Origin of the sequence: Rhizobium sp. WYCCWR 11128, from assembly GCF_013416305.1 — a bacterium.
Lineage (GTDB): Bacteria > Pseudomonadota > Alphaproteobacteria > Rhizobiales > Rhizobiaceae > Rhizobium > Rhizobium indicum.
Map to the genome: position 1 here is coordinate 382,178 of NZ_JACCEZ010000003.1, position 17,527 is coordinate 399,704.

General features: G+C 61.7%; 19 protein-coding genes and 1 tRNA gene. 17 read left to right on the forward strand and 3 right to left on the reverse strand.

Annotation, left to right across the window (positions count from 1 at the left end; genetic code table 11):
* Positions 1-84: 84 nt before the first annotated feature.
* Both HX898_RS14155 and HX898_RS14160 read left to right on the forward strand, forming a co-directional pair.
* Positions 85-1,716, forward strand: a complete 1,632-nt coding sequence (locus tag HX898_RS14155) for a glycosyltransferase family 39 protein (protein WP_180194923.1) — start codon at positions 85-87, stop codon at positions 1,714-1,716.
* Positions 1,713-1,853: a hypothetical protein gene (locus HX898_RS14160; protein ID WP_180194924.1), complete on the forward strand. Its 141-nt coding sequence runs from the start codon at positions 1,713-1,715 to the stop codon at positions 1,851-1,853. The genes HX898_RS14155 and HX898_RS14160 overlap by 4 nt, the downstream gene beginning before the upstream one ends.
* A 142-nt stretch (positions 1,854-1,995) precedes the next feature.
* On the opposite strand, the gene HX898_RS14165 is transcribed toward HX898_RS14160, so the two are convergent.
* Positions 1,996-2,085, reverse strand: a tRNA-Ser gene (locus HX898_RS14165).
* Between the two features lie 304 nt (positions 2,086-2,389).
* On the opposite strand from HX898_RS14165, the gene rplU reads away from it, so the two are divergent.
* The 4 genes from rplU (at position 2,390) to HX898_RS14185 (ending at position 4,378) form a co-directional block, all read left to right on the forward strand.
* On the forward strand, positions 2,390-2,707 hold the full coding sequence (rplU, locus tag HX898_RS14170; RefSeq protein ID WP_003543907.1) for a 50S ribosomal protein L21: 318 nt from the start codon (positions 2,390-2,392) through the stop codon (positions 2,705-2,707).
* A 34-nt stretch (positions 2,708-2,741) separates the two neighbouring features.
* The gene (gene rpmA, locus HX898_RS14175) at positions 2,742-3,011 is read left to right on the forward strand and encodes a 50S ribosomal protein L27 (protein ID WP_003543909.1); all 270 of its coding nucleotides are present in this window, start codon (positions 2,742-2,744) and stop codon (positions 3,009-3,011) included.
* A gap of 126 nt (positions 3,012-3,137) precedes the next feature.
* Positions 3,138-3,794, forward strand: a complete 657-nt coding sequence (locus tag HX898_RS14180; protein ID WP_027668026.1) for a GNAT family protein — start codon at positions 3,138-3,140, stop codon at positions 3,792-3,794.
* Complete coding sequence (locus tag HX898_RS14185; protein ID WP_180194925.1) at positions 3,791-4,378, forward strand: GNAT family N-acetyltransferase; 588 nt, start codon at positions 3,791-3,793, stop codon at positions 4,376-4,378. The genes HX898_RS14180 and HX898_RS14185 overlap by 4 nt, the downstream gene beginning before the upstream one ends.
* A gap of 92 nt (positions 4,379-4,470) precedes the next feature.
* Here the strand turns inward: HX898_RS14185 and HX898_RS14190 are convergent, their stop codons facing one another.
* Positions 4,471-5,337: an endonuclease/exonuclease/phosphatase family protein gene (locus tag HX898_RS14190; RefSeq protein WP_180194926.1), complete on the reverse strand. Its 867-nt coding sequence runs from the start codon at positions 5,335-5,337 to the stop codon at positions 4,471-4,473.
* 84 nt (positions 5,338-5,421) lie between these two features.
* Between HX898_RS14190 and obgE the strand changes: the two genes are divergently transcribed.
* The 7 genes from obgE (at position 5,422) to modC (ending at position 12,941) form a co-directional block, all read left to right on the forward strand.
* On the forward strand, positions 5,422-6,516 hold the full coding sequence (gene obgE / locus HX898_RS14195) for a GTPase ObgE (protein ID WP_012759481.1): 1,095 nt from the start codon (positions 5,422-5,424) through the stop codon (positions 6,514-6,516).
* Positions 6,503-7,672: a glutamate 5-kinase gene (gene proB, locus HX898_RS14200; RefSeq protein WP_180194927.1), complete on the forward strand. Its 1,170-nt coding sequence runs from the start codon at positions 6,503-6,505 to the stop codon at positions 7,670-7,672. The genes obgE and proB overlap by 14 nt, the downstream gene beginning before the upstream one ends.
* Positions 7,665-8,948, forward strand: a complete 1,284-nt coding sequence (locus tag HX898_RS14205) for a glutamate-5-semialdehyde dehydrogenase (RefSeq protein WP_180194928.1) — start codon at positions 7,665-7,667, stop codon at positions 8,946-8,948. The genes proB and HX898_RS14205 overlap by 8 nt, the downstream gene beginning before the upstream one ends.
* Positions 8,923-9,603, forward strand: a complete 681-nt coding sequence (locus HX898_RS14210; RefSeq protein ID WP_180194929.1) for a nicotinate-nucleotide adenylyltransferase — start codon at positions 8,923-8,925, stop codon at positions 9,601-9,603. Before HX898_RS14205 ends, HX898_RS14210 begins: the two co-directional genes overlap by 26 nt.
* Before the next feature lie 527 nt (positions 9,604-10,130).
* On the forward strand, positions 10,131-10,922 hold the full coding sequence (modA, locus tag HX898_RS14215) for a molybdate ABC transporter substrate-binding protein (RefSeq protein WP_180194930.1): 792 nt from the start codon (positions 10,131-10,133) through the stop codon (positions 10,920-10,922).
* A 253-nt stretch (positions 10,923-11,175) separates the two neighbouring features.
* Complete coding sequence (gene modB, locus HX898_RS14220; protein WP_138332029.1) at positions 11,176-11,877, forward strand: molybdate ABC transporter permease subunit; 702 nt, start codon at positions 11,176-11,178, stop codon at positions 11,875-11,877.
* Positions 11,874-12,941 carry a molybdenum ABC transporter ATP-binding protein gene (gene modC / locus HX898_RS14225; protein WP_180194931.1) on the forward strand — a complete coding sequence of 356 codons (1,068 nt, stop codon included), beginning with the start codon at positions 11,874-11,876 and terminating at the stop codon, positions 12,939-12,941. Before modB ends, modC begins: the two co-directional genes overlap by 4 nt.
* On the opposite strand, the gene HX898_RS14230 is transcribed toward modC, so the two are convergent.
* Positions 12,942-13,319 (reverse strand): winged helix-turn-helix domain-containing protein, encoded by a 378-nt coding sequence (locus HX898_RS14230; protein ID WP_027668016.1) that lies wholly within the window; start codon positions 13,317-13,319, stop codon positions 12,942-12,944. It lies immediately after the preceding gene.
* 210 nt (positions 13,320-13,529) lie between these two features.
* Between HX898_RS14230 and rsfS the strand changes: the two genes are divergently transcribed.
* The 4 genes from rsfS to HX898_RS14250 all read left to right on the forward strand — a co-directional run bounded on the left by rsfS (position 13,530) and on the right by HX898_RS14250 (position 17,459).
* Positions 13,530-13,973 carry a ribosome silencing factor gene (rsfS, locus tag HX898_RS14235; protein ID WP_032984631.1) on the forward strand — a complete coding sequence of 148 codons (444 nt, stop codon included), beginning with the start codon at positions 13,530-13,532 and terminating at the stop codon, positions 13,971-13,973.
* A gap of 117 nt (positions 13,974-14,090) precedes the next feature.
* Positions 14,091-14,573, forward strand: a complete 483-nt coding sequence (gene rlmH, locus HX898_RS14240; protein WP_171600271.1) for a 23S rRNA (pseudouridine(1915)-N(3))-methyltransferase RlmH — start codon at positions 14,091-14,093, stop codon at positions 14,571-14,573.
* A gap of 173 nt (positions 14,574-14,746) precedes the next feature.
* Positions 14,747-16,147 (forward strand): murein hydrolase activator EnvC, encoded by a 1,401-nt coding sequence (locus HX898_RS14245; RefSeq protein ID WP_138331943.1) that lies wholly within the window; start codon positions 14,747-14,749, stop codon positions 16,145-16,147.
* A complete protein-coding gene (locus HX898_RS14250) occupies positions 16,137-17,459 on the forward strand; it encodes a S41 family peptidase (protein WP_003543943.1) in 1,323 nt (440 codons plus the stop codon). Before HX898_RS14245 ends, HX898_RS14250 begins: the two co-directional genes overlap by 11 nt.
* Positions 17,460-17,527: the final 68 nt, after the last annotated feature.

The following is a 17,527-nucleotide window of genomic DNA, read 5'->3' on the forward strand; positions in this document are numbered from 1 at the left end:
TTCCGCTCAGCCTCATCTTCCTCTCGATTCGATGCCGGCGCATATCGCGCCGTGTCCGGCGTCAGTGGGAAGGACACAGTTCAGATGAACGACGACCCGAAATTGAATCGGGCCGAAGGTCAGCAATGTCAGCAGCAGACGAGCGACTGGGACATGGCTGCTCGCAATTACCCTAGCCTCAACACGGTGATCTTGCTGGGGATCCTGTGTATTGCCATCATCTTCAGGTTCCATAAGATCACCTTGCCGCTGGTCGACAGCTTCAGCTGGCGCGAGATAAGCACCGCAATGATGGCCGACAATTTCCAGCAGCGCAGCTGGAACATCTTTTTTCCAGAGGTCAGCTGGACCGGACCCGGGCCAAGCTATCAGGGCCGCGAGTTTCAGATCGTCAGCTATCTGACCGCCTTGCTCTACCAACTCTTCGGCTGGCACGACTGGTTCGGCCGCGCGGTTGCTGCCTCCTTCGGTCTGGTGACAGTATTTTCGCTCCACAGGCTAACGGCGCTATGCTGGGATGAGATGCACGCCCACGCGGCGGCACTGGCCTACGCGCTGATGCCGGCGGCGATCATGATCGACAGTTCGTTTCTTCCCGATCCCGCTATGCTGGCCTTGGTCACTCTTGGCGTCTGGCTGTTCGCCAAATACTGGGCCGGCGGCAGCGGCTGGCTCTTGCCGCTCGCCACGGTCAGCTTCTCGCTCGGCGTGCTGTCAAAGCCACCCGGCATCGCGGCCGGCGCTGTCATCTTCTATCTGATGGTCTGTTGGATTCTGGAAAGTAAAGGAAAGCACGCGACATGGGTCTTCCTGTCGGGGCTTTTGAGCCTGGCCATCATTGGCGCTTATTTCAGCTGGGCGATTTATCTCGGCCGCAGCTATCCGCCGTTTCATATCGCCGGCACCGGCGGCTATATCTGGGATTTCGGCTTCTGGACATACTACAGGAACAGCTTCTACTTCAAATCCGTATGGAACACCTCGGTTTTGTGGTTCTACGGCTATCCGTTCATGGTGCTGCTCGCGGTCGGCTTGTGGCTACCGCCCCGCCCCGCCGAAGACCCGAAGCAACGCACCCTTTCGGCCATTCCCTATGTGTGGCTGGCTGCGGCCCTAATCATCTATCTGGCGGCGGCGGGCGAGATCACCAGCAATGTGTGGAATCTCCACATCTTCCATGTGCCGGTTGCTATGTTCTGCGGCCACGGCGCGCTTCTTCTGGCAACGCTTGCATCGAGAACCATTCTAACGCCGTCGGTTGTGCTTCGCTCGATCTGCATCTTGGCCCTCACGCTTGCCTGGTCGACCGTTCCTCTCGTCAGGACGATGAAGAAGCCAATCGCCATGAACGGCAAACTGCTTGGCGAGGAACTGGCGCGGTTGGCGCAACCAGGCGACCTCGTCGTCGCCATCGCGCCCGAGGTCGGCGATCCCGTCGCAGTCTACTACAGCAGGGCGCGCGGCTGGGTGTTCCCGCCTGGCGGAGGCGATGCCGAATGGTCGAAATTCGTTGCGGATGACGCCACCGCGATCGCGCAACTCGAGGAACAGCGCGCGCAGGGCGCGGATCTGTTCGGCGTGGCCAAGAACGCCGCCGACAAGGACGGCCGGCTGTTCATCGAGCATCATGATGGGGTTATCGACCATCTGGACAGGACTGCAACCAAGCTTGTGGATTTGAATAATTTGCTGATCTATAGGATCACCCGTCCATGAGAGCCGCGACTGTCTGGTTGGGTGCGCTGCGCGTCTGCGACGAGTTTCGCGACGTGGTGCACGGCCGTTTCGGCGCCGGCCGCAATCGGTCGCGCACCGCTCACCTCAAGCAGCCGGGCTGCAGCATATGGCTCTGACGACCGCGGCTTGAGCCCGCGCGGAGTGTCTGCGCAGATGGTCAAGGAGACGGCCAATCTCGACGTCCAGTTCTACGCAGGCTTCGCCGAAAGATCGAAAAATAGCAGGAGGACGCGGACATCCATTACGGTCGAAGGCCAATGGCGGAGAGGGTGGGATTTGAACCCACGATACCCTTGCAGGTATGCCGCATTTCGAGTGCGGTGCATTCGACCACTCTGCCACCTCTCCGCGGTCTGGTCGGCGCTTGTTCGGCGCGGGCGTTCTCATAACGGGCAAATGACAGGCTGGCAAGCCGAAAAGTCGAAGCATTCCATCCTTTTGCCTTGACACCTTTTTGTCACTCGCGTATCTCGACTGCGCAATAGGTTTGGAGAAATCCGCGCCTTGGCCGTCCCGCGCTCGCGCGGGGCTTCACCGGCAGGACGAGTTCGAGGATTAGACCTCTGAAATCCCTGCTTAACTTCGACTGATAAAAAGACAGCCACCTGCTCAATTAGCGGGGAGCGCTGGAACGAACATGAAAGGATAAAAAATGTTCGCAGTCATCAAGACCGGCGGTAAACAGTACCGTGTGGCAGCCAACGACGTGCTGACCATCGAAAAGCTGGAAGCCACCGCTGGCGACTCCATTGAATTCACCGAAGTGCTCGTGATCGGCGAAGGCGCCGACGCTGCGATCGGTGCGCCCTTCGTAACCGGCGCCTCTGTCAAGGCAGAAGTCGTCGAACAGAACCGCGGCAAGAAGGTCATCGCCTTCAAGAAGCGCCGCCGTCAGAATTCGAAGCGTTCGCGCGGCCATCGTCAGCATCACACGGTCGTCCGTATCACGGACATCGTGGCTGCCAAGTAAGATCAACGAGACAAGGTTTTAAAGGAGAACTCCAATGGCACACAAAAAAGCTGGCGGTTCATCGCGCAACGGTCGCGATTCTCAGTCCAAGCGCCTTGGCGTGAAGAAGTTCGGCGGCGAAGCCGTCATTGCAGGCAACATCATCGTGCGTCAGCGCGGTACTGAGTGGCATCCGGGTTCCAACGTCGGCCTCGGCAAGGATCACACGATTTTTGCGCTTACCGCCGGCAATGTGAACTACCGAACCAAGGCCAACGGTCGCGTCTACGTGTCTGTCATGCCGAAAGCGGAAGCAGCGGAATAAGCCGGTAGCGCTCAAAAACAGCCGGCGTCTCATCGACCCGGCTGGCCGTATCAGGTTCAGTCTAGAAAACAGGGGAGATGGGGCGCCATCTCCCCTTTTTCTTTACCCCTCAAGGAGGACTGAACCATGCAAGGCGAATTGTTAAGGGTAGACCAATCACGGTCTCCCCGGGAAGACCAGCGGTCTTCCACGGAGCGGCTGAGGCCGGAACGGTTAAGGACCGATTGCCCTGTCTTGTTATCGGAAAGGCTCGTCATGCGCGCGCCTCACGAAGAAGACATCGACGCCCTTGCCCATCTCGCCAATAACGCCAAAGTCGCCACCATGGTATCGCGTATGCCGCACCCCTATACCGCCGATGATGCTGCCGACTTCGTGCGTCGCACGAAAAATGGCGAGATTGGCAAGTGCGTCTATGCGATCACCAAGGCCGAAAACGGCGCCTTTATCGGCTGCTGCGGTGTTGAGCCGCAGACAGACGGCAAGACCGTCGAGATCGGCTATTGGCTGGGCGAGCCCTATTGGAACAAGGGTTATACGACCGAGGCCTGCCATGCCCTGGTCGATATGGTATTCAGGACCCGTCAGGACGTCGACCAGATCGACGCCCGTTGCCGGGTAATGAATGTCGCCTCGCGCCGCGTCATCCAGAAGTGCGGCTTCCAGTTCCAGGGTTCGGGGCTCGCCGCCTCGCTGGCGCTCGGCAGCAACGTGCCGGTCGAATGGTACAGGCTCGACCGCAAGACCTGGATGTCCCTCAGAAGCTGGGGGAACATCGCATGAGCACGACTGCGCTGCAAAGGCCTGAGGCCAAGCCGATGATGCCCGGCCCCGCGCCGGTTATCTCGACCGCCCGGCTGACGCTCCGCCCCCACAGGCTGAGCGATGCGCCTGATATCGCGGAATCGCTTTCCGATTTCGCGGTCACGCGCATGCTGTCCCGCGTACCCGCGCCGTTCGACCGGCAGGATGCGCTGGACTGGCTGATCCCGGTCACCTCGGGCACCCTGCCCGATTGGCCGCTGGCGATCACCGGCAAGGACGATGTCCATATCGGCAACGTCTCGATCGAGTTGCGCCACGGTCGCTGGCACCTCGGCTACTGGCTGAACCGCTACTACTGGCGGCGCGGCTATATGAGCGAAGCGGTGGCAGCGATCATCGAGCGCTTCTCGCGCCGCATGCCGGAGACACCGGTCCATTCCGGCGTCTTCGCCGACAACCCGGCTTCGCTGCGACTGCAGGAGAAGCTCGGTTTCCGCATGACGGGTTGCGGCGAAATCTACTGTTTCGCCCGCAACACCATGGTGTCGCACATCGAAACCGTGCTGCAGCCGGGCATGCTGCCGCCGCGAAAGGTCGCCTGATAGAGCATGATGCCGAAAAGTGTACGCGGTTTTCGGACAACATCATGCTCCAGGACTAGAAAGGAGGCGTCGCCGCACTGGCGGCGTCTCCATCAATCACCGATCTCGACCCATAGAGGGAAATGGTCGGAACCGACGGATCGCGTATCGATCCGGGCGGATTTCAACCGGCTTTGCAGGCCGCAACTGACGAAGCAATAATCGAGATGCATGCGTTTGCCGTGATCTTCAGGATCCATCCAGCTGTAGCTCTCCGGAGAGTAAGCCTCCAGCGCCGCAAAGGCGTCGACCGGCGTGCCGATCCTTGCCACACGGCCGTAATATCCGCTGCCAGCCCCAGCAAGCGCGCAATATTCCGGCGATTCCGGCTCCATGTTGAAATCACCCATGATGACATAATCCTCCGGCAGCGGCGGCTCCGGCAGGTCGAATTCACCACCCCCCGTCAGCGACCCACCCTCCTGGACGAAGGCATTGATATGCGTGTTCAAGAATTGCAGCTGGCGGATGCGCTCGTCGGCGGAGACATGGTCGAGATGCACGGAATAGACGCGGATCGCACCGCCGGGTGTGTCGATCACCGCCTCGGTTGCGCCGCGCTGCAGATTGATCTTGCCGATCGTCCGGCTGCGCGGCAGAAGCAGCGTTCGGGTCGAGAGGATCGGCCAGCGCGACAGCACCATATTGCCGAACTGAAAACGGGTACCCGGCACCGGCTGAAGCCCGCCTCCCGCCGCTTCGACATGCATGTCGCAAGCCGGCCCATACACCCAGAAATAGTCGGGAAAGAAGGCCGCAACATCGGCCACCATGTCGGCAAAACCGTTGCGCGAGAAGCCGCGGGTCACCTCCTGCAGCGCGATGACATCGGCTCCCTCGAGACTTCGGGCAATGCGCGCCAGATCGTATCTGCCGTCGAGACCGAAGCCGTACTGTATGTTATAGCTCGCAAAATTCACGATAATCTTTGACCTCCGTCGGAACCGCCTATATCGAATGGGCCAAGACGGGCCGTCCAACTGCCACTGAATATTGGAAGTAAAATGAAATTTCTCGACGAAGCAAAGGTCTATATCAAGTCCGGGGACGGCGGCGGCGGCAGCGTTTCCTTCCGACGCGAGAAATTCATTGAGTTCGGCGGCCCGGATGGCGGCGACGGCGGACGCGGCGGCGACGTCTGGGTCGAGACCGTCAACGGCCTGAACACGCTGATCGATTTCCGCTTTCAGCAGCATTTCAAGGCGACGATCGGCACCCATGGCATGGGCAGGAACCGCACCGGCGCCAATGGAAGCGACGTGACGCTGAAGGTTCCCGTGGGCACCCAGATCTTCGAGGAAGATCAGGAAACGCTGATCTGCGACCTGACCGTCGAAGGCCAGCGTTACTGCCTTGCCCATGGCGGCAATGGCGGCTTTGGCAACGCCCATTTCAAGACTTCGACCAACCAGGCGCCGGATTGGGCCAATCCCGGTCTGCCCGGCGAGGAAAAGACCATCTGGCTACGCCTGAAGCTGATTGCCGATGCCGGCCTCGTCGGCATGCCGAATGCCGGCAAGTCGACCTTCCTGGCATCAGTCACCCGGGCCCGGCCGAAGATCGCCAACTATCCCTTCACCACGCTGCATCCCAATCTCGGTGTTGCCACCATCGACGAGCGCGAATTCATCCTTGCCGATATTCCGGGCCTGATCGAAGGCGCCCATGAAGGTGTCGGCATCGGCGACCGTTTCCTCGGCCATGTCGAGCGCACCCGCGTGCTGCTCCACCTCATCTCCGCCCAGGAGGAAAAGGTCGGCAAGGCGTATAAGACGGTCAAGCACGAGCTCGAAGCCTATGGAAACGATCTGACCGACAAGGCTGAGATCGTGGCGCTGTCGCAGATCGACGTGCTCGATGATGCCGAACTGAAGAAGAAGACCAAGGAATTGGCCAAGGCCTGCGGCAAGACGCCATTCCAGATTTCGGCCGTCACCGGCAAGGGCATGACCGAGGTGCTGCGCGCACTCCGCGACATCATCGTCGAAGCCAATACCGAGGAGAAGCCGGCCAAGGTGCCGAAGCTGCGCCATCGCGACATGGTCGTCACCGATGAGGGCGAGGACAAGGGTGGGGACGAGGACGATGACCAGCCGTAAGCCGCTTGGCCGTTACCGGCGCATTGTCATCAAGATCGGCTCTGCGCTTCTGGTCGACCGCAAAGCCGGGCTGAAGAAAGCCTGGCTTGACGCCATGTGCGCCGATATATCAGGCCTGAAAGCCAAGGGCATCGACGTGCTCGTCGTCTCCTCGGGCGCAATCGCGCTCGGCCGCTCGGTGCTCGACCTGCCCTCGGGCGCGCTGAAGCTGGAGGAAAGCCAGGCGGCGGCGGCCGTCGGCCAGATCGCCCTGGCGCGCGCCTGGTCGGAAAGCCTGTCACGCGACGAGATCGTCGCCGGCCAGATCCTGCTGACGCTCGGCGATACCGAGGAGCGCCGCCGTTATCTCAATGCACGCGCCACCATCAATCAGCTTTTGAAGATCGGCGCCGTGCCGATCATCAACGAAAACGACACCGTCGCCACCAGCGAGATCCGCTATGGCGACAACGACCGGCTGGCCGCCCGCGTCGCGACGATGACCGGCGCCGATCTGCTCATTCTTCTCTCCGATATCGACGGCCTCTACACCGCGCCGCCCCATCTCGATGCGAACGCGACGTTCCTGGAAACGATTGCCGAAATCACCCCGGAGATCGAGGCGATGGCCGGAGGTGCGGCCTCCGAGCTTTCGCGCGGCGGCATGCGCACCAAGATCGATGCCGGCAAGATTGCGACGGCATCAGGCTGCGCCATGATCATCGCCTCCGGCAAGACCGACAACCCGCTGTCGGCGATCGAAAACGGCGCGCGTTCCTCCTGGTTCGCGCCATCGGGCACACCCGTTACCGCCCGCAAGACCTGGATTGCCGGGCAGCTGCAGCCGGCCGGCGAACTGCATGTCGACGACGGCGCCGTCACCGCCCTCGGGGCCGGCAAGAGCCTGCTTCCCGCCGGCGTTCGCAGCGTTTCCGGCCTCTTCAGCCGCGGCGACACGGTGGCGATCATCGGCCCGGCCGGCCGCGAGATCGCCCGCGGTCTGGTAAGCTACGATGCCGACGACGCCCGTCGCATTGCCGGCCGCAAGTCGGCGGAGATCGAGGCCATTCTCGGTTATGCCGGGCGCGCCGCCATGGTCCATCGCGACGACATGGTGATGACCGCGCAGATCGGATCGAAATCGGAAAGGCAGAAGAAGGACGCGAGCTATGCTTGATACCGTTGCGCCGGGCCCTGACATTGACGTGCTGATGAACGACATCGGCCGCAAGGCAAAGGCTGCCGCACGACCGCTGGGCTTTGCGTCCACCGAGGCGAAGAACAGCGCGCTGAACGCCATGGCCGATGCGATCCTGGCGAATAAGGCACAGATTCTTGCCGAGAACGCCAAGGACCTGAAGGACATCGAAGGCACCGAGATGCTCGCTTCCTTCGTCGACCGGCTGACGCTGAACGACAAGCGCATCGCCGAAATGGCCGAGGGAATCCGCGCCATCGCCGCCCTTTCCGATCCGGTCGGCGAAGTCATCGCTGCCTGGGACCGACCGAACGGCTTGAAGATCGAGCGCGTTCGCACGCCGCTCGGCGTCATCGGCGTGATCTTCGAAAGCCGACCGAACGTCACGGCGGATGCCGGCGCCCTCTGCCTCAAGGCGGGCAATGCCGTTATCCTGCGTTGCGGCTCGGATTCGCGCCGTTCATCGCAGGCTATCCATGCCTGTCTGGTCGAAGGCTTGAAGGCGGCGGGACTTCCAGAGCATGCTATCCAGCTCGTGCCGGTCACCGACCGCGCCGCCGTCGGCGCCATGCTGCGGGGCCTCGACGGGGCGATCGACGTCATCGTGCCGCGCGGTGGCAAGAGCCTGGTTGCCCGCGTGCAGAGCGAGGCCCGTGTGCCGGTTTTTGCCCATCTCGAAGGCCTTTGCCACATTTATGTCGATGCCTCGGCCGATATCGAAATGGCGAGAAAGATCATCGTCAACGCCAAGATGCGCCGCACCGGCATCTGCGGCGCAGCCGAAACCCTGCTCGTCGATGGCACCGCGATCGGCACGCATCTGACGCCGCTGCTCGAGGTTCTGACGGAGGCCGGCTGCGAGATCCGCGCTTCGCCAACAGTGCTGAAGGTCGCACCGGGTTTGAAGGCCGCGACCGAGGAGGACTGGTCGACCGAATATCTCGACGCAATCATTTCGGTTGCCGTCGTCGACGGCATATCGGGCGCCATCGCCCATATCCAGACCTATTCCTCCAACCACACCGAGGCGGTCATCGCCGAGGACCCCGCCGTCGTCGCGCGTTTCTTCACCGAAGTCGATTCGGCGATCCTGCTGCACAATGCCTCGACGCAGTTTGCCGATGGCGGCGAGTTCGGCATGGGTGCGGAAATCGGCATCGCCACCGGCAAGATGCATGCCCGCGGCCCCGTCGGCGTCGAACAGCTCACCTCCTTCAAATATCGGGTGCATGGTGCCGGACAGACGCGGCCCTGACGTGACGACCGAACCTGACGTGACGACCGAGAATGTGGACCGGCACTATCTCCGCATGCCGCACAGCGAGCGCGGCATGGTCGTCGGTCTGTTCGGCGGTTCGTTCAATCCGCCGCATCAGGGCCACGCGCTCGTCGCCGAAATCGCCCTCAAGCGGCTTGGCCTCGACCAGCTCTGGTGGATGGTCACCCCGGGCAATCCGCTGAAGAGCCGCAACCAGCTCGCACCGCTTGCCGAGCGCATTGCCGAAAGCGAGCATGTTGCCCCCGATCCCCGCATCAAGGTCACCGCCTTCGAACAGACGCTCGGCACCAGCTACACCGCCAACACGCTTGCCCGCGTCAAGGCCCGCAATCCGCATGTGCATTTCATCTGGATCATGGGCGCAGACAGCCTGCAGACCTTTCACAAATGGCAGAAATGGCAGGAGATTGCCCGCACCTTCCCGATCGCGGTGATCGATCGGCCGGGCGCGACGCTGTCCTTCCTGTCCTCGAAAATGGCCAGGACCTTTGATTTCGCCCGGGTCGATGAGGATGACGCCCGTGTTCTCTGGAAGAAGCGTGCGCCGGCCTGGACCTTCATCCACGGACCGCGCTCCGGCCTGAGCTCGACGGCAATCCGCAACGGCTCGTCGCACAGCGACGCCGAATAGAGCGCCGCGCGCCCAGCAAGACGCATGCGCCGGCCTGATTTCAGAAGATCCCGAAAACGAGAAAGCCCGACGGGGGAGGATCCGTCGGGCTTATAAACTCGATCGACAACTGGGAGGAGGAGTGTTGTCGATCCTACCGAACGGCTATGGGAGGAGGAGAAGCCGTTTCGATGAGTGTGTTGTAGCATATTTCGCAGGAAGATGAATATCGATTGGTGCATTGCAGCAATGCATCGCGTGCAATCCTGCGCAGCCTCATGGCTTTGGCATTGCCGTTTTTCTTGGCAGAAATCGACGGAGCATGCTCTGCCGCCGGGAGTCCCTGCGGTTTGCCAACCTGTCGCTCGGGTATTTCAACCCTATGGATCTCACGCTGCGGCTCAAGCCATGCACTTCGACAACGCGTAACGATTGGGTCGTTGCGGACACCGCGGTCCAATACGGTTATATTTTCCTGGATATATCCCTAGCCAAGATGCCTCGCCCGTTATATTCGTCGCAATATTTCGAACTCCGGGGAATGAATCATGCAAAACCGCCGCCGATGGATGAAACTGGCAACCGCCGCGATCATGGCCTTCTGGCTTGGCGCAGCAGCGCTTCCGGCGCCTGCCGCCGCAGCCGAAAAACTCACCGTCTTTGCGGCGGCGAGCCTCAAGGATGCACTCGACGCCGCCAATGCCGCCTGGACGAAGGAAAGCGGCAAGGACGCCGTCACCTCCTATGCGGCGAGCGGCGCGCTTGCCAAGCAGATCGAAAACGCGGCCCCCGCCGATATCTTCATCTCGGCCGACCTCGGCTGGATGGATTACGTCGCCAAGAAGAACCTGATCAAGGCCGATACCCGTTCCAACCTGCTCGGCAACCGCATCGTGCTCGTTGCCGAAAAGGACAAGGCAAAACCGGTCGAGATCAAGCAAGGCTTCGATCTTGCCGGGCTTTTGGGTGACGGCAGGCTTGCCATGGGTGAGCCGAAATCGGTTCCAGCCGGTAAATACGGCATGGCCGCGCTCGAAAAGCTCGGCGTCTGGAAATCGGTCGAAACCAAGGTCGCCGGCGCCGAAAGCGTGCGCGCCGCCCTTGCCCTCGTTTCGCGCGGCGAAGCGCCTTATGGCATCGTCTACCAGACGGATGCCGCAGCCGATAAGGGTGTCGCCATCGTCGGCACCTTCCCCGCCGATTCCCATCCGCCGATCATCTATCCGATCGCAATCCTCGCCGAGAGCAAGAACCCGGATGCATCAGCCTATCTCGACTTCCTGAAATCCGACAAGGCAGCCGCCTTCTTCACGGCGCAGGGTTTCACCATCCTCAAGTGATAAGCTGGGGTGATTGCGGATTTTCAGTGCCTGACTTGAGGCTCACATCACGATGCTTCAGTCTACTGACGAAGACCGCCAACTCCTCTATCGTCATGCTCGGGCCTGTCCCGAGCATCTGCATCCGGTCGATTTTGGATAGGCAGCAGATCCTCGGCACAAGGCCGAGGATGACGCAGAGTAAAGAGCGAGATTTGGCAACAAACGGCTTGCATGTGCGAGCCTTCATTTTTGAGAGGAAAAAAAGCGCTTGTTGGACGCTCTGGGCTTGAGCAATGAGGAATGGACGGCGATCCTGCTCAGCCTGCGCGTCTCGATCGTCGCCATGCTGGCGAGCCTGCCCTTCGGCATCCTCGTCGCTCTGCTGCTTGCCCGTGGCCGCTTCTGGGGCAAATCGGTGCTGAATGGCGTCGTTCATCTGCCGCTGATCCTGCCTCCGGTCGTCACGGGTTTTCTTCTCCTCATCCTGTTTGGCCGCCGCGGTCCGATCGGCAGCCTGCTCGACCAATATTTCGGCATTGTTCTCTCCTTCCGCTGGACGGGCGCGGCCTTGGCCTGCGCCGTCATGGCCTTTCCGCTAATGGTGCGCAGCATCCGCCTGTCGATCGAGGCGGTCGACCGCAAGCTGGAAGAAGCGGCCGGAACGCTCGGCGCCGGCCCTGTCTGGGTCTTCCTGACGATCACCCTGCCGCTGACCCTGCCCGGCATCATCGCCGGCATGATCCTTTCCTTTGCCAAGGCGATGGGTGAATTCGGCGCGACGATCACCTTCGTCTCCAACATTCCGGGCGAAACCCAGACGCTGTCGGCGGCGATCTACACCTTCACCCAGGTGCCGGGCGGCGATGCCGGCGCGCTCCGCCTGACGCTCGTCGCGGTCGTCATTTCCATGGCCGCCCTGCTCGCTTCCGAATTCCTCGCCCGCCTCGCCGGCCGGAGGATCGACCCGGAATGACGCTGATCGTCGCGGCAAAACAGAGGCTCGGTGCTTTTTCGCTCGATGCCGCCTTCACCTCCGAGCGGGGCGTCACCGCGCTGTTCGGCCGCTCCGGCTCCGGCAAGACCTCGATGATTCGCATCATCGCCGGCCTCGCCCGCCCGGACGAAGGCCGCGTCGTCCTCGACGGCGAGGCCTTGACCGAAACCGAAACCGGCCTCTTCGTCCCAAAACATCGCCGCCGCTTCGGTTATGTCTTTCAAGAAGCGCGGCTTTTCCCGCATCTCAGCGTTCGCGCCAATCTATTCTATGGCCGCTGGTTCGCGGCGAGAACGGCGCGCGGCGAGAGCTTCGATCGCATCGTCGACCTGCTCGGCATCGAGACGCTGCTGGAGCGCAGCCCCGCAAAACTCTCAGGCGGCGAGAAGCAGCGCGTCGCCATCGGCCGCGCCCTTCTCTCCTCGCCCCGCCTGCTGCTGATGGACGAGCCGCTCGCCGCCCTCGACGAGGCGCGCAAGGCCGAGATCCTGCCTTATCTGGAGCGATTGCGCGACGAAACCGACATCCCGATCGTCTATGTCAGCCACTCGATCGCCGAGGTGGCACGGCTGGCCAACCAAGTCGTCGTCATGCATGACGGCAAGGTGGAAGCGACCGGCCCCGCTATCGGCATATTGAGCCGCCCCTCCACCGCCTCCGACCGGCGGGAAGCGGGCGCACTGCTGGAAGGCACGGTGGAAAGCTTCGATGCGCGTCACCATCTATCGACGGTCGCGCTGAAATCCTGTCAGCTCCATATTCCGGGTGCGGCCCTTGCGCCCGGCAAATCGGTCCGCATCCGCATTCCCTCCCGCGATGTCATGCTGGCGACAGCAAGGCCCGAGGGGCTGAGCGCGCTGAATATCCTGGAAGCAAGGATAGACGGGATGTCGTCGACCGAGGACGGAACGGTGGAAATCCGGCTCGATTGCGGCGGCGATATCATTCTTTCCCGGATCACCACGCTGTCCTGCGAGCGTCTGGATCTTCAACCGGGAAGGGCGGTCTTCGCCGTCATCAAGACGGTTGCCCTGGAGGCCTGATCAGCCGCGCTCGCCCTGCTGCAGGTTGCGCTTGGCCTCGAGCCAGGCGAGGTCCTCGGCAAGGCTGGTGCGCACCGTCTTTTCCATCCGACGGAAACGCTCGAGCAATTCCTCGCCGAACGGCGTCAGCACCGCGCCGCCGCCCTTTTGCCCGCCGCGCTGCGATTCCACCACCTGTTCGTTAAACATCCGGTTCATCTCGCTGACCAGCAGCCATGCCCGCCGATAAGACATGTCCATCGCCCGCCCAGCCGCCGAGATCGATCCGGTCTGGCGGATATGCTCCAGCAGTTCCATCTTGCCATGGCCAAGACGATCCTCGTCCGGGAAACTGATTCGCAGGACGGGCACGAGTGTTTTTGCGGCTGAGTCGGTCATTGAATCTGGAGATCGTGGAATTTGCCGCACTTTACGCTGCGGCATGGAAACTGTACACCGCCCGCACAAGGCCGCCCCAAGCAGTCAAATACTTCAATTCGAACGGTAGAGCGGATTTTCGGCCGTTCTGTACCTTAGCATGTCTTGAAACATTAATGGTTTGATGCCTATCTTAACCATGATCCGGTCTCGATCGGATCTGTGTTGTGCATAGTTTGTCATTCCAGGAAAGGGAAAGCACTGACAACAGTACACGCCAAGGGAAAAACGCTTGCCGTTATCCCGAAGAGTGCGGAACGTGGCGCCGATGCCGCCGCCCGTGCCCTAGAAACCGTCCTCGCAAGCCTCGAGGACTCCAAAGCTGAAGATATCGTCACCATCGACATTGCCGGAAAATCGGCCCTGGGAGACTACATGATCGTCGTCTCCGGCCGCTCGAACAGACATGTCATGGCGATCTCGGATCACCTGCTCACCGACCTGAAGGACGACGGCCTCGGTACGGCCCGCGTCGAAGGTCAGGAAGGCGGCGATTGGGTCCTGATCGACACCGGTGACATTATCGTGCATGTGTTCCGTCCCGAAATCCGCGAGTTCTACAACATCGAAAAGATGTGGGCGGCTCCGGATATGGATGAAGAAACACGGCACTGACAGGCGAGCCGGCATTCTGTCCGGCGCCTGAGACGTGGCATTGGCTGGCCGGCAAACAGATAAGCCGGCCGGTGGCGTGGTGTGCGCCCGATGTGCTGCATGAGCGGGAGCGGATGAATGCGAATAGGTCTTTTTGCGGTGGGACGGCTGAAGTCCGGCCCTGAAAAGGATCTTGCCGCCCGTTATTTCGACCGTTTCGCCAAGGCCGGCCCTGCCGTCGGCCTCGAACTGACCCGTGTTGCCGAAGTTGGCGAAAGCCGCGCGTCCAATGCGGAGACCCGCAAGCGGGATGAGGCGGCGATGCTTCTGAAATCGCTTGCCGATGGCAGTATCCTCATTCTTCTCGATGAACGCGGCAAGGCGCTCGACAGCGAAGCCTTCGCAAACCTGCTCGGCTCCTATCGCGACCAGGGCAAACGCGATCTGACCATCGCGATCGGAGGCGCCGATGGCCTCGATCCCTCCCTTTACGACCGTGCCGACGCCACGCTGTGCCTGGGCAAAATGACCTGGCCGCACCAGCTCGTGCGCACACTGATCGCCGAGCAGCTCTATCGCGCCGTCACCATCCTGTCCGGCCACCCCTATCACCGCGTCTGATGCCGCGTCGGCCCCGATGCGTCGACAATCGCAATGTCACGCAGCCGTGTTTTGCTAGGCAGCCCGTTCTCCTGCAAACGTTATGGCAAAGCGCACCAAATCAGCTTAGTCTCCGCGCGATTTGAGAAAGTGCCCCAACACGCATGACGAGAGCATCCACCAGGCGACACCGCATGATCCTGCCGGCTATCGCGGCCGGCGTCGGTGTAGCGGCGATTGTCGTGTCGGCAAATCCGTTCATCGTCCGGGCGCAGGATGCCGCGCCCGAGGCGGCACAATCAGCACCGCAGCCGGCAGCCGAGCCGCCGCCGCCCGATCCGGCGGCCGAACTTGCCACCAAGCGTGATCAGACTCGTGCCGAACTCGAAACCCTGTCGAAAACGATCAGCCTCTCCACCGACAAAGTGAGTGCGCTTCAGCAGAGCATTGCCGATCTCGAAAAGAGCACGGAAAGCATCCGCCAGGCACTGATTGATTCCGCCGCCCGCCGCAAGACGCTCGAAAAGCAGATCCTCGAAAGCGAGAAGAAGCTTGCCGATCTTGGCGTCAAGGAGGATGGCATCCGCCGTTCCCTGCACGAGCGCCGCGGCCTGCTGGCCGAGGTGCTGGCAGCGCTCCAGCGTATGGGCCGCAATCCGCCGCCCGCTTTGCTCGTTACCCCCGATGACGCGCTCGCCTCCGTGCGCAGCGCCATTCTGCTCGGCGCCGTCGTGCCCGGCATCCGCAAGGAAACCGACAAGCTTGCCGCAGACCTCGCAAGCCTCGCCGCATTGCAGACCGCAAGTGCTGCCGAGAAGGCCTCGCTGACCGGGACGATGACTGATGGCATCGAGGAAGAGCGGCGCATGGACCTGCTGCTTGCCGAAAACGACAAGCTCAGCCGCAGCAACGCCGCCGAACTGGAAGCAGAAAGGAAACGTTCCGAGGAGTTGGCGGGCAAGGCGACGAGCCTTGAAGGCCTGGTCGCCTCGATGGAATCCGAGATCGCTTCGGTGCGGGATGCCGCCGCTGCCGCCCGTCAGGCCGAGGAGAACCGCAAGCTGCTGACGGACGAGCAGCGCGCCCAGGCCAAGGCGCTTGCCGACAGCGGCGTGCCCGATAAAAACCGCATTGCGCCCGCATATCCCTTCGGAGAATTGAAGGCGAAATTGGAGGTGCCCGTTACGGGCGATATCCTGCGCCAGTTCGGCGATGCCGACGGCACCGGGCACGAGGCCATGGGAATGACGGTCGCCACCAATCCAGAGACAGTGGTGACGGCGCCTGCGGATGGTCTGGTGGTTTTCGCCGGCGCATTCCGCAGTTACGGCCAGATGATCATCCTCGACGCGGGCGATGGATACCACCTGGTTCTCTCGGGAATGGATACGATCAATACCCGTCAGGGAAAATTCGTTTTCTCCGGCGAGCCGCTTGCCGTGATGGGCGCGAAAAGAGTGGCAAGCGCAACTGCATTGGCGCTGGAAACGAACCGGCCAACGCTTTACATTGAATTTCGAAAGGACGGTAAACCGGTCGATTCCCGGCCGTGGTGGACCGCCAAAGACACTGGAAAGGCACGCAATGATTCGTAGGGCTTCTCTTGTTCTGGTCGGCGCATTGATGGGTGCGACCGCAATGAGCGTCATTTACTCGGCGGGTGTGCCGGCAGAAGCGGCCGGATCCTCGACCTACAAGGAACTTTCGGTTTTCGGAGATGTCTTCGAGCGTGTGCGTGCGCAATATGTGACGCCGCCCGCGGAAGACAAGCTGATCGAGAACGCCATCAACGGCATGCTCTCCTCGCTCGATCCGCATTCGAGCTACATGAATGCGAAGGACGCCGAGGACATGCGCACCCAGACCAAGGGTGAGTTCGGCGGCCTCGGCATCGAAGTCACGATGGAAGACGAACTCGTCAAGGTCATCACCCCGATCGACGATACGCCCGCCGCCAAGGCCGGTGTTCTCGCCGGCGACTACATCTCCGAGATCGACGGCCAGTCGGTGCGCGGCCTGAAGCTGGAAGACGCCGTCGAGAAGATGCGCGGCGCCGTCAACACGCCGATCAAACTGACGCTGATCCGCAAGGGTGCCGACAAGCCGATCGAGCTGACGATCGTCCGTGACGTCGTCGCCGTCCAGGCAGTCAAGTCGCGTGTCGAGGACGATGTCGGTTATCTCCGCATCATCTCCTTCACCGAGAAGACCTATCCCGACATGGAAAAGGCGATCAAGAAGATCAAGGACACCGTTCCGGCCGACAAACTGAAGGGTTATGTTCTCGACCTGCGCCTCAATCCGGGCGGTCTTCTCGACCAGGCGATCAACGTCTCCGATGCCCTGCTGCAGCGTGGCGAAGTCGTTTCGACCCGCGGCCGCAATCCCGATGAAACCCGCCGCTTCAATGCAGGCCCGGGCGATCTGACGGATGGCAAGCCGGTGATCGTGCTGATCAACGGCGGTTCGGCTTCCGCATCGGAAATCGTCGCTGGCGCTCTTCAGGATCTGCGCCGTGCCACCGTTCTCGGCACGCGCTCCTTCGGCAAGGGCTCCGTCCAGACGATCATCCCACTCGGTGAAAACGGCGCGCTGCGCCTGACCACGGCGCTCTACTACACGCCGTCGGGCCGCTCGATCCAGGGCACCGGCATCACCCCCGACATCAAGGTCGAGGAGCCGCTGCCGGAGGAACTGCAGGGCAAGATGGTGACCGAAGGCGAATCCAGCCTGCGCGGCCACATCAAGGGCCAGAGCGAGACGGACGAAGGTTCGGGCTCCGTTGCCTACGTCCCGCCTGACCCGAAGGACGACGTTCAGCTGAACTACGCGCTCGACCTTCTGCGCGGCAAGAAGACCGATCCGGCCTTCCCGCCGAACCCGGACAAGGCCGTCGTCGCCAAGTAATCGATCAGCTCAAGGCCGGGCACCTCGTCCGGCCTTGAGCCTTTCTGCTGTTTCCCGGTTTTGGAGCG

What these genes read in the sequence shown, in the direction of transcription:
- HX898_RS14155 (WP_180194923.1), top strand. Translation starts at nt 85, where the DNA reads ATGAACGACGACCCGAAATTGAATCGGGCCGAAGGTCAGCAATGTCAG.
- HX898_RS14160 (WP_180194924.1), top strand. Translation starts at nt 1,713, where the DNA reads ATGAGAGCCGCGACTGTCTGGTTGGGTGCGCTGCGCGTCTGCGACGAG.
- rplU (WP_003543907.1), top strand. Translation starts at nt 2,390, where the DNA reads ATGTTCGCAGTCATCAAGACCGGCGGTAAACAGTACCGTGTGGCAGCC.
- rpmA (WP_003543909.1), top strand. Translation starts at nt 2,742, where the DNA reads ATGGCACACAAAAAAGCTGGCGGTTCATCGCGCAACGGTCGCGATTCT.
- HX898_RS14180 (WP_027668026.1), top strand. Translation starts at nt 3,138, where the DNA reads ATGCAAGGCGAATTGTTAAGGGTAGACCAATCACGGTCTCCCCGGGAA.
- HX898_RS14185 (WP_180194925.1), top strand. Translation starts at nt 3,791, where the DNA reads ATGAGCACGACTGCGCTGCAAAGGCCTGAGGCCAAGCCGATGATGCCC.
- obgE (WP_012759481.1), top strand. Translation starts at nt 5,422, where the DNA reads ATGAAATTTCTCGACGAAGCAAAGGTCTATATCAAGTCCGGGGACGGC.
- proB (WP_180194927.1), top strand. Translation starts at nt 6,503, where the DNA reads ATGACCAGCCGTAAGCCGCTTGGCCGTTACCGGCGCATTGTCATCAAG.
- HX898_RS14205 (WP_180194928.1), top strand. Translation starts at nt 7,665, where the DNA reads ATGCTTGATACCGTTGCGCCGGGCCCTGACATTGACGTGCTGATGAAC.
- HX898_RS14210 (WP_180194929.1), top strand. Translation starts at nt 8,923, where the DNA reads ATGGTGCCGGACAGACGCGGCCCTGACGTGACGACCGAACCTGACGTG.
- modA (WP_180194930.1), top strand. Translation starts at nt 10,131, where the DNA reads ATGCAAAACCGCCGCCGATGGATGAAACTGGCAACCGCCGCGATCATG.
- modC (WP_180194931.1), top strand. Translation starts at nt 11,874, where the DNA reads ATGACGCTGATCGTCGCGGCAAAACAGAGGCTCGGTGCTTTTTCGCTC.
- HX898_RS14230 (WP_027668016.1), bottom strand. Translation starts at nt 13,319, where the DNA reads ATGACCGACTCAGCCGCAAAAACACTCGTGCCCGTCCTGCGAATCAGT.
- rlmH (WP_171600271.1), top strand. Translation starts at nt 14,091, where the DNA reads ATGCGAATAGGTCTTTTTGCGGTGGGACGGCTGAAGTCCGGCCCTGAA.
- HX898_RS14245 (WP_138331943.1), top strand. Translation starts at nt 14,747, where the DNA reads ATGATCCTGCCGGCTATCGCGGCCGGCGTCGGTGTAGCGGCGATTGTC.
- HX898_RS14250 (WP_003543943.1), top strand. Translation starts at nt 16,137, where the DNA reads ATGATTCGTAGGGCTTCTCTTGTTCTGGTCGGCGCATTGATGGGTGCG.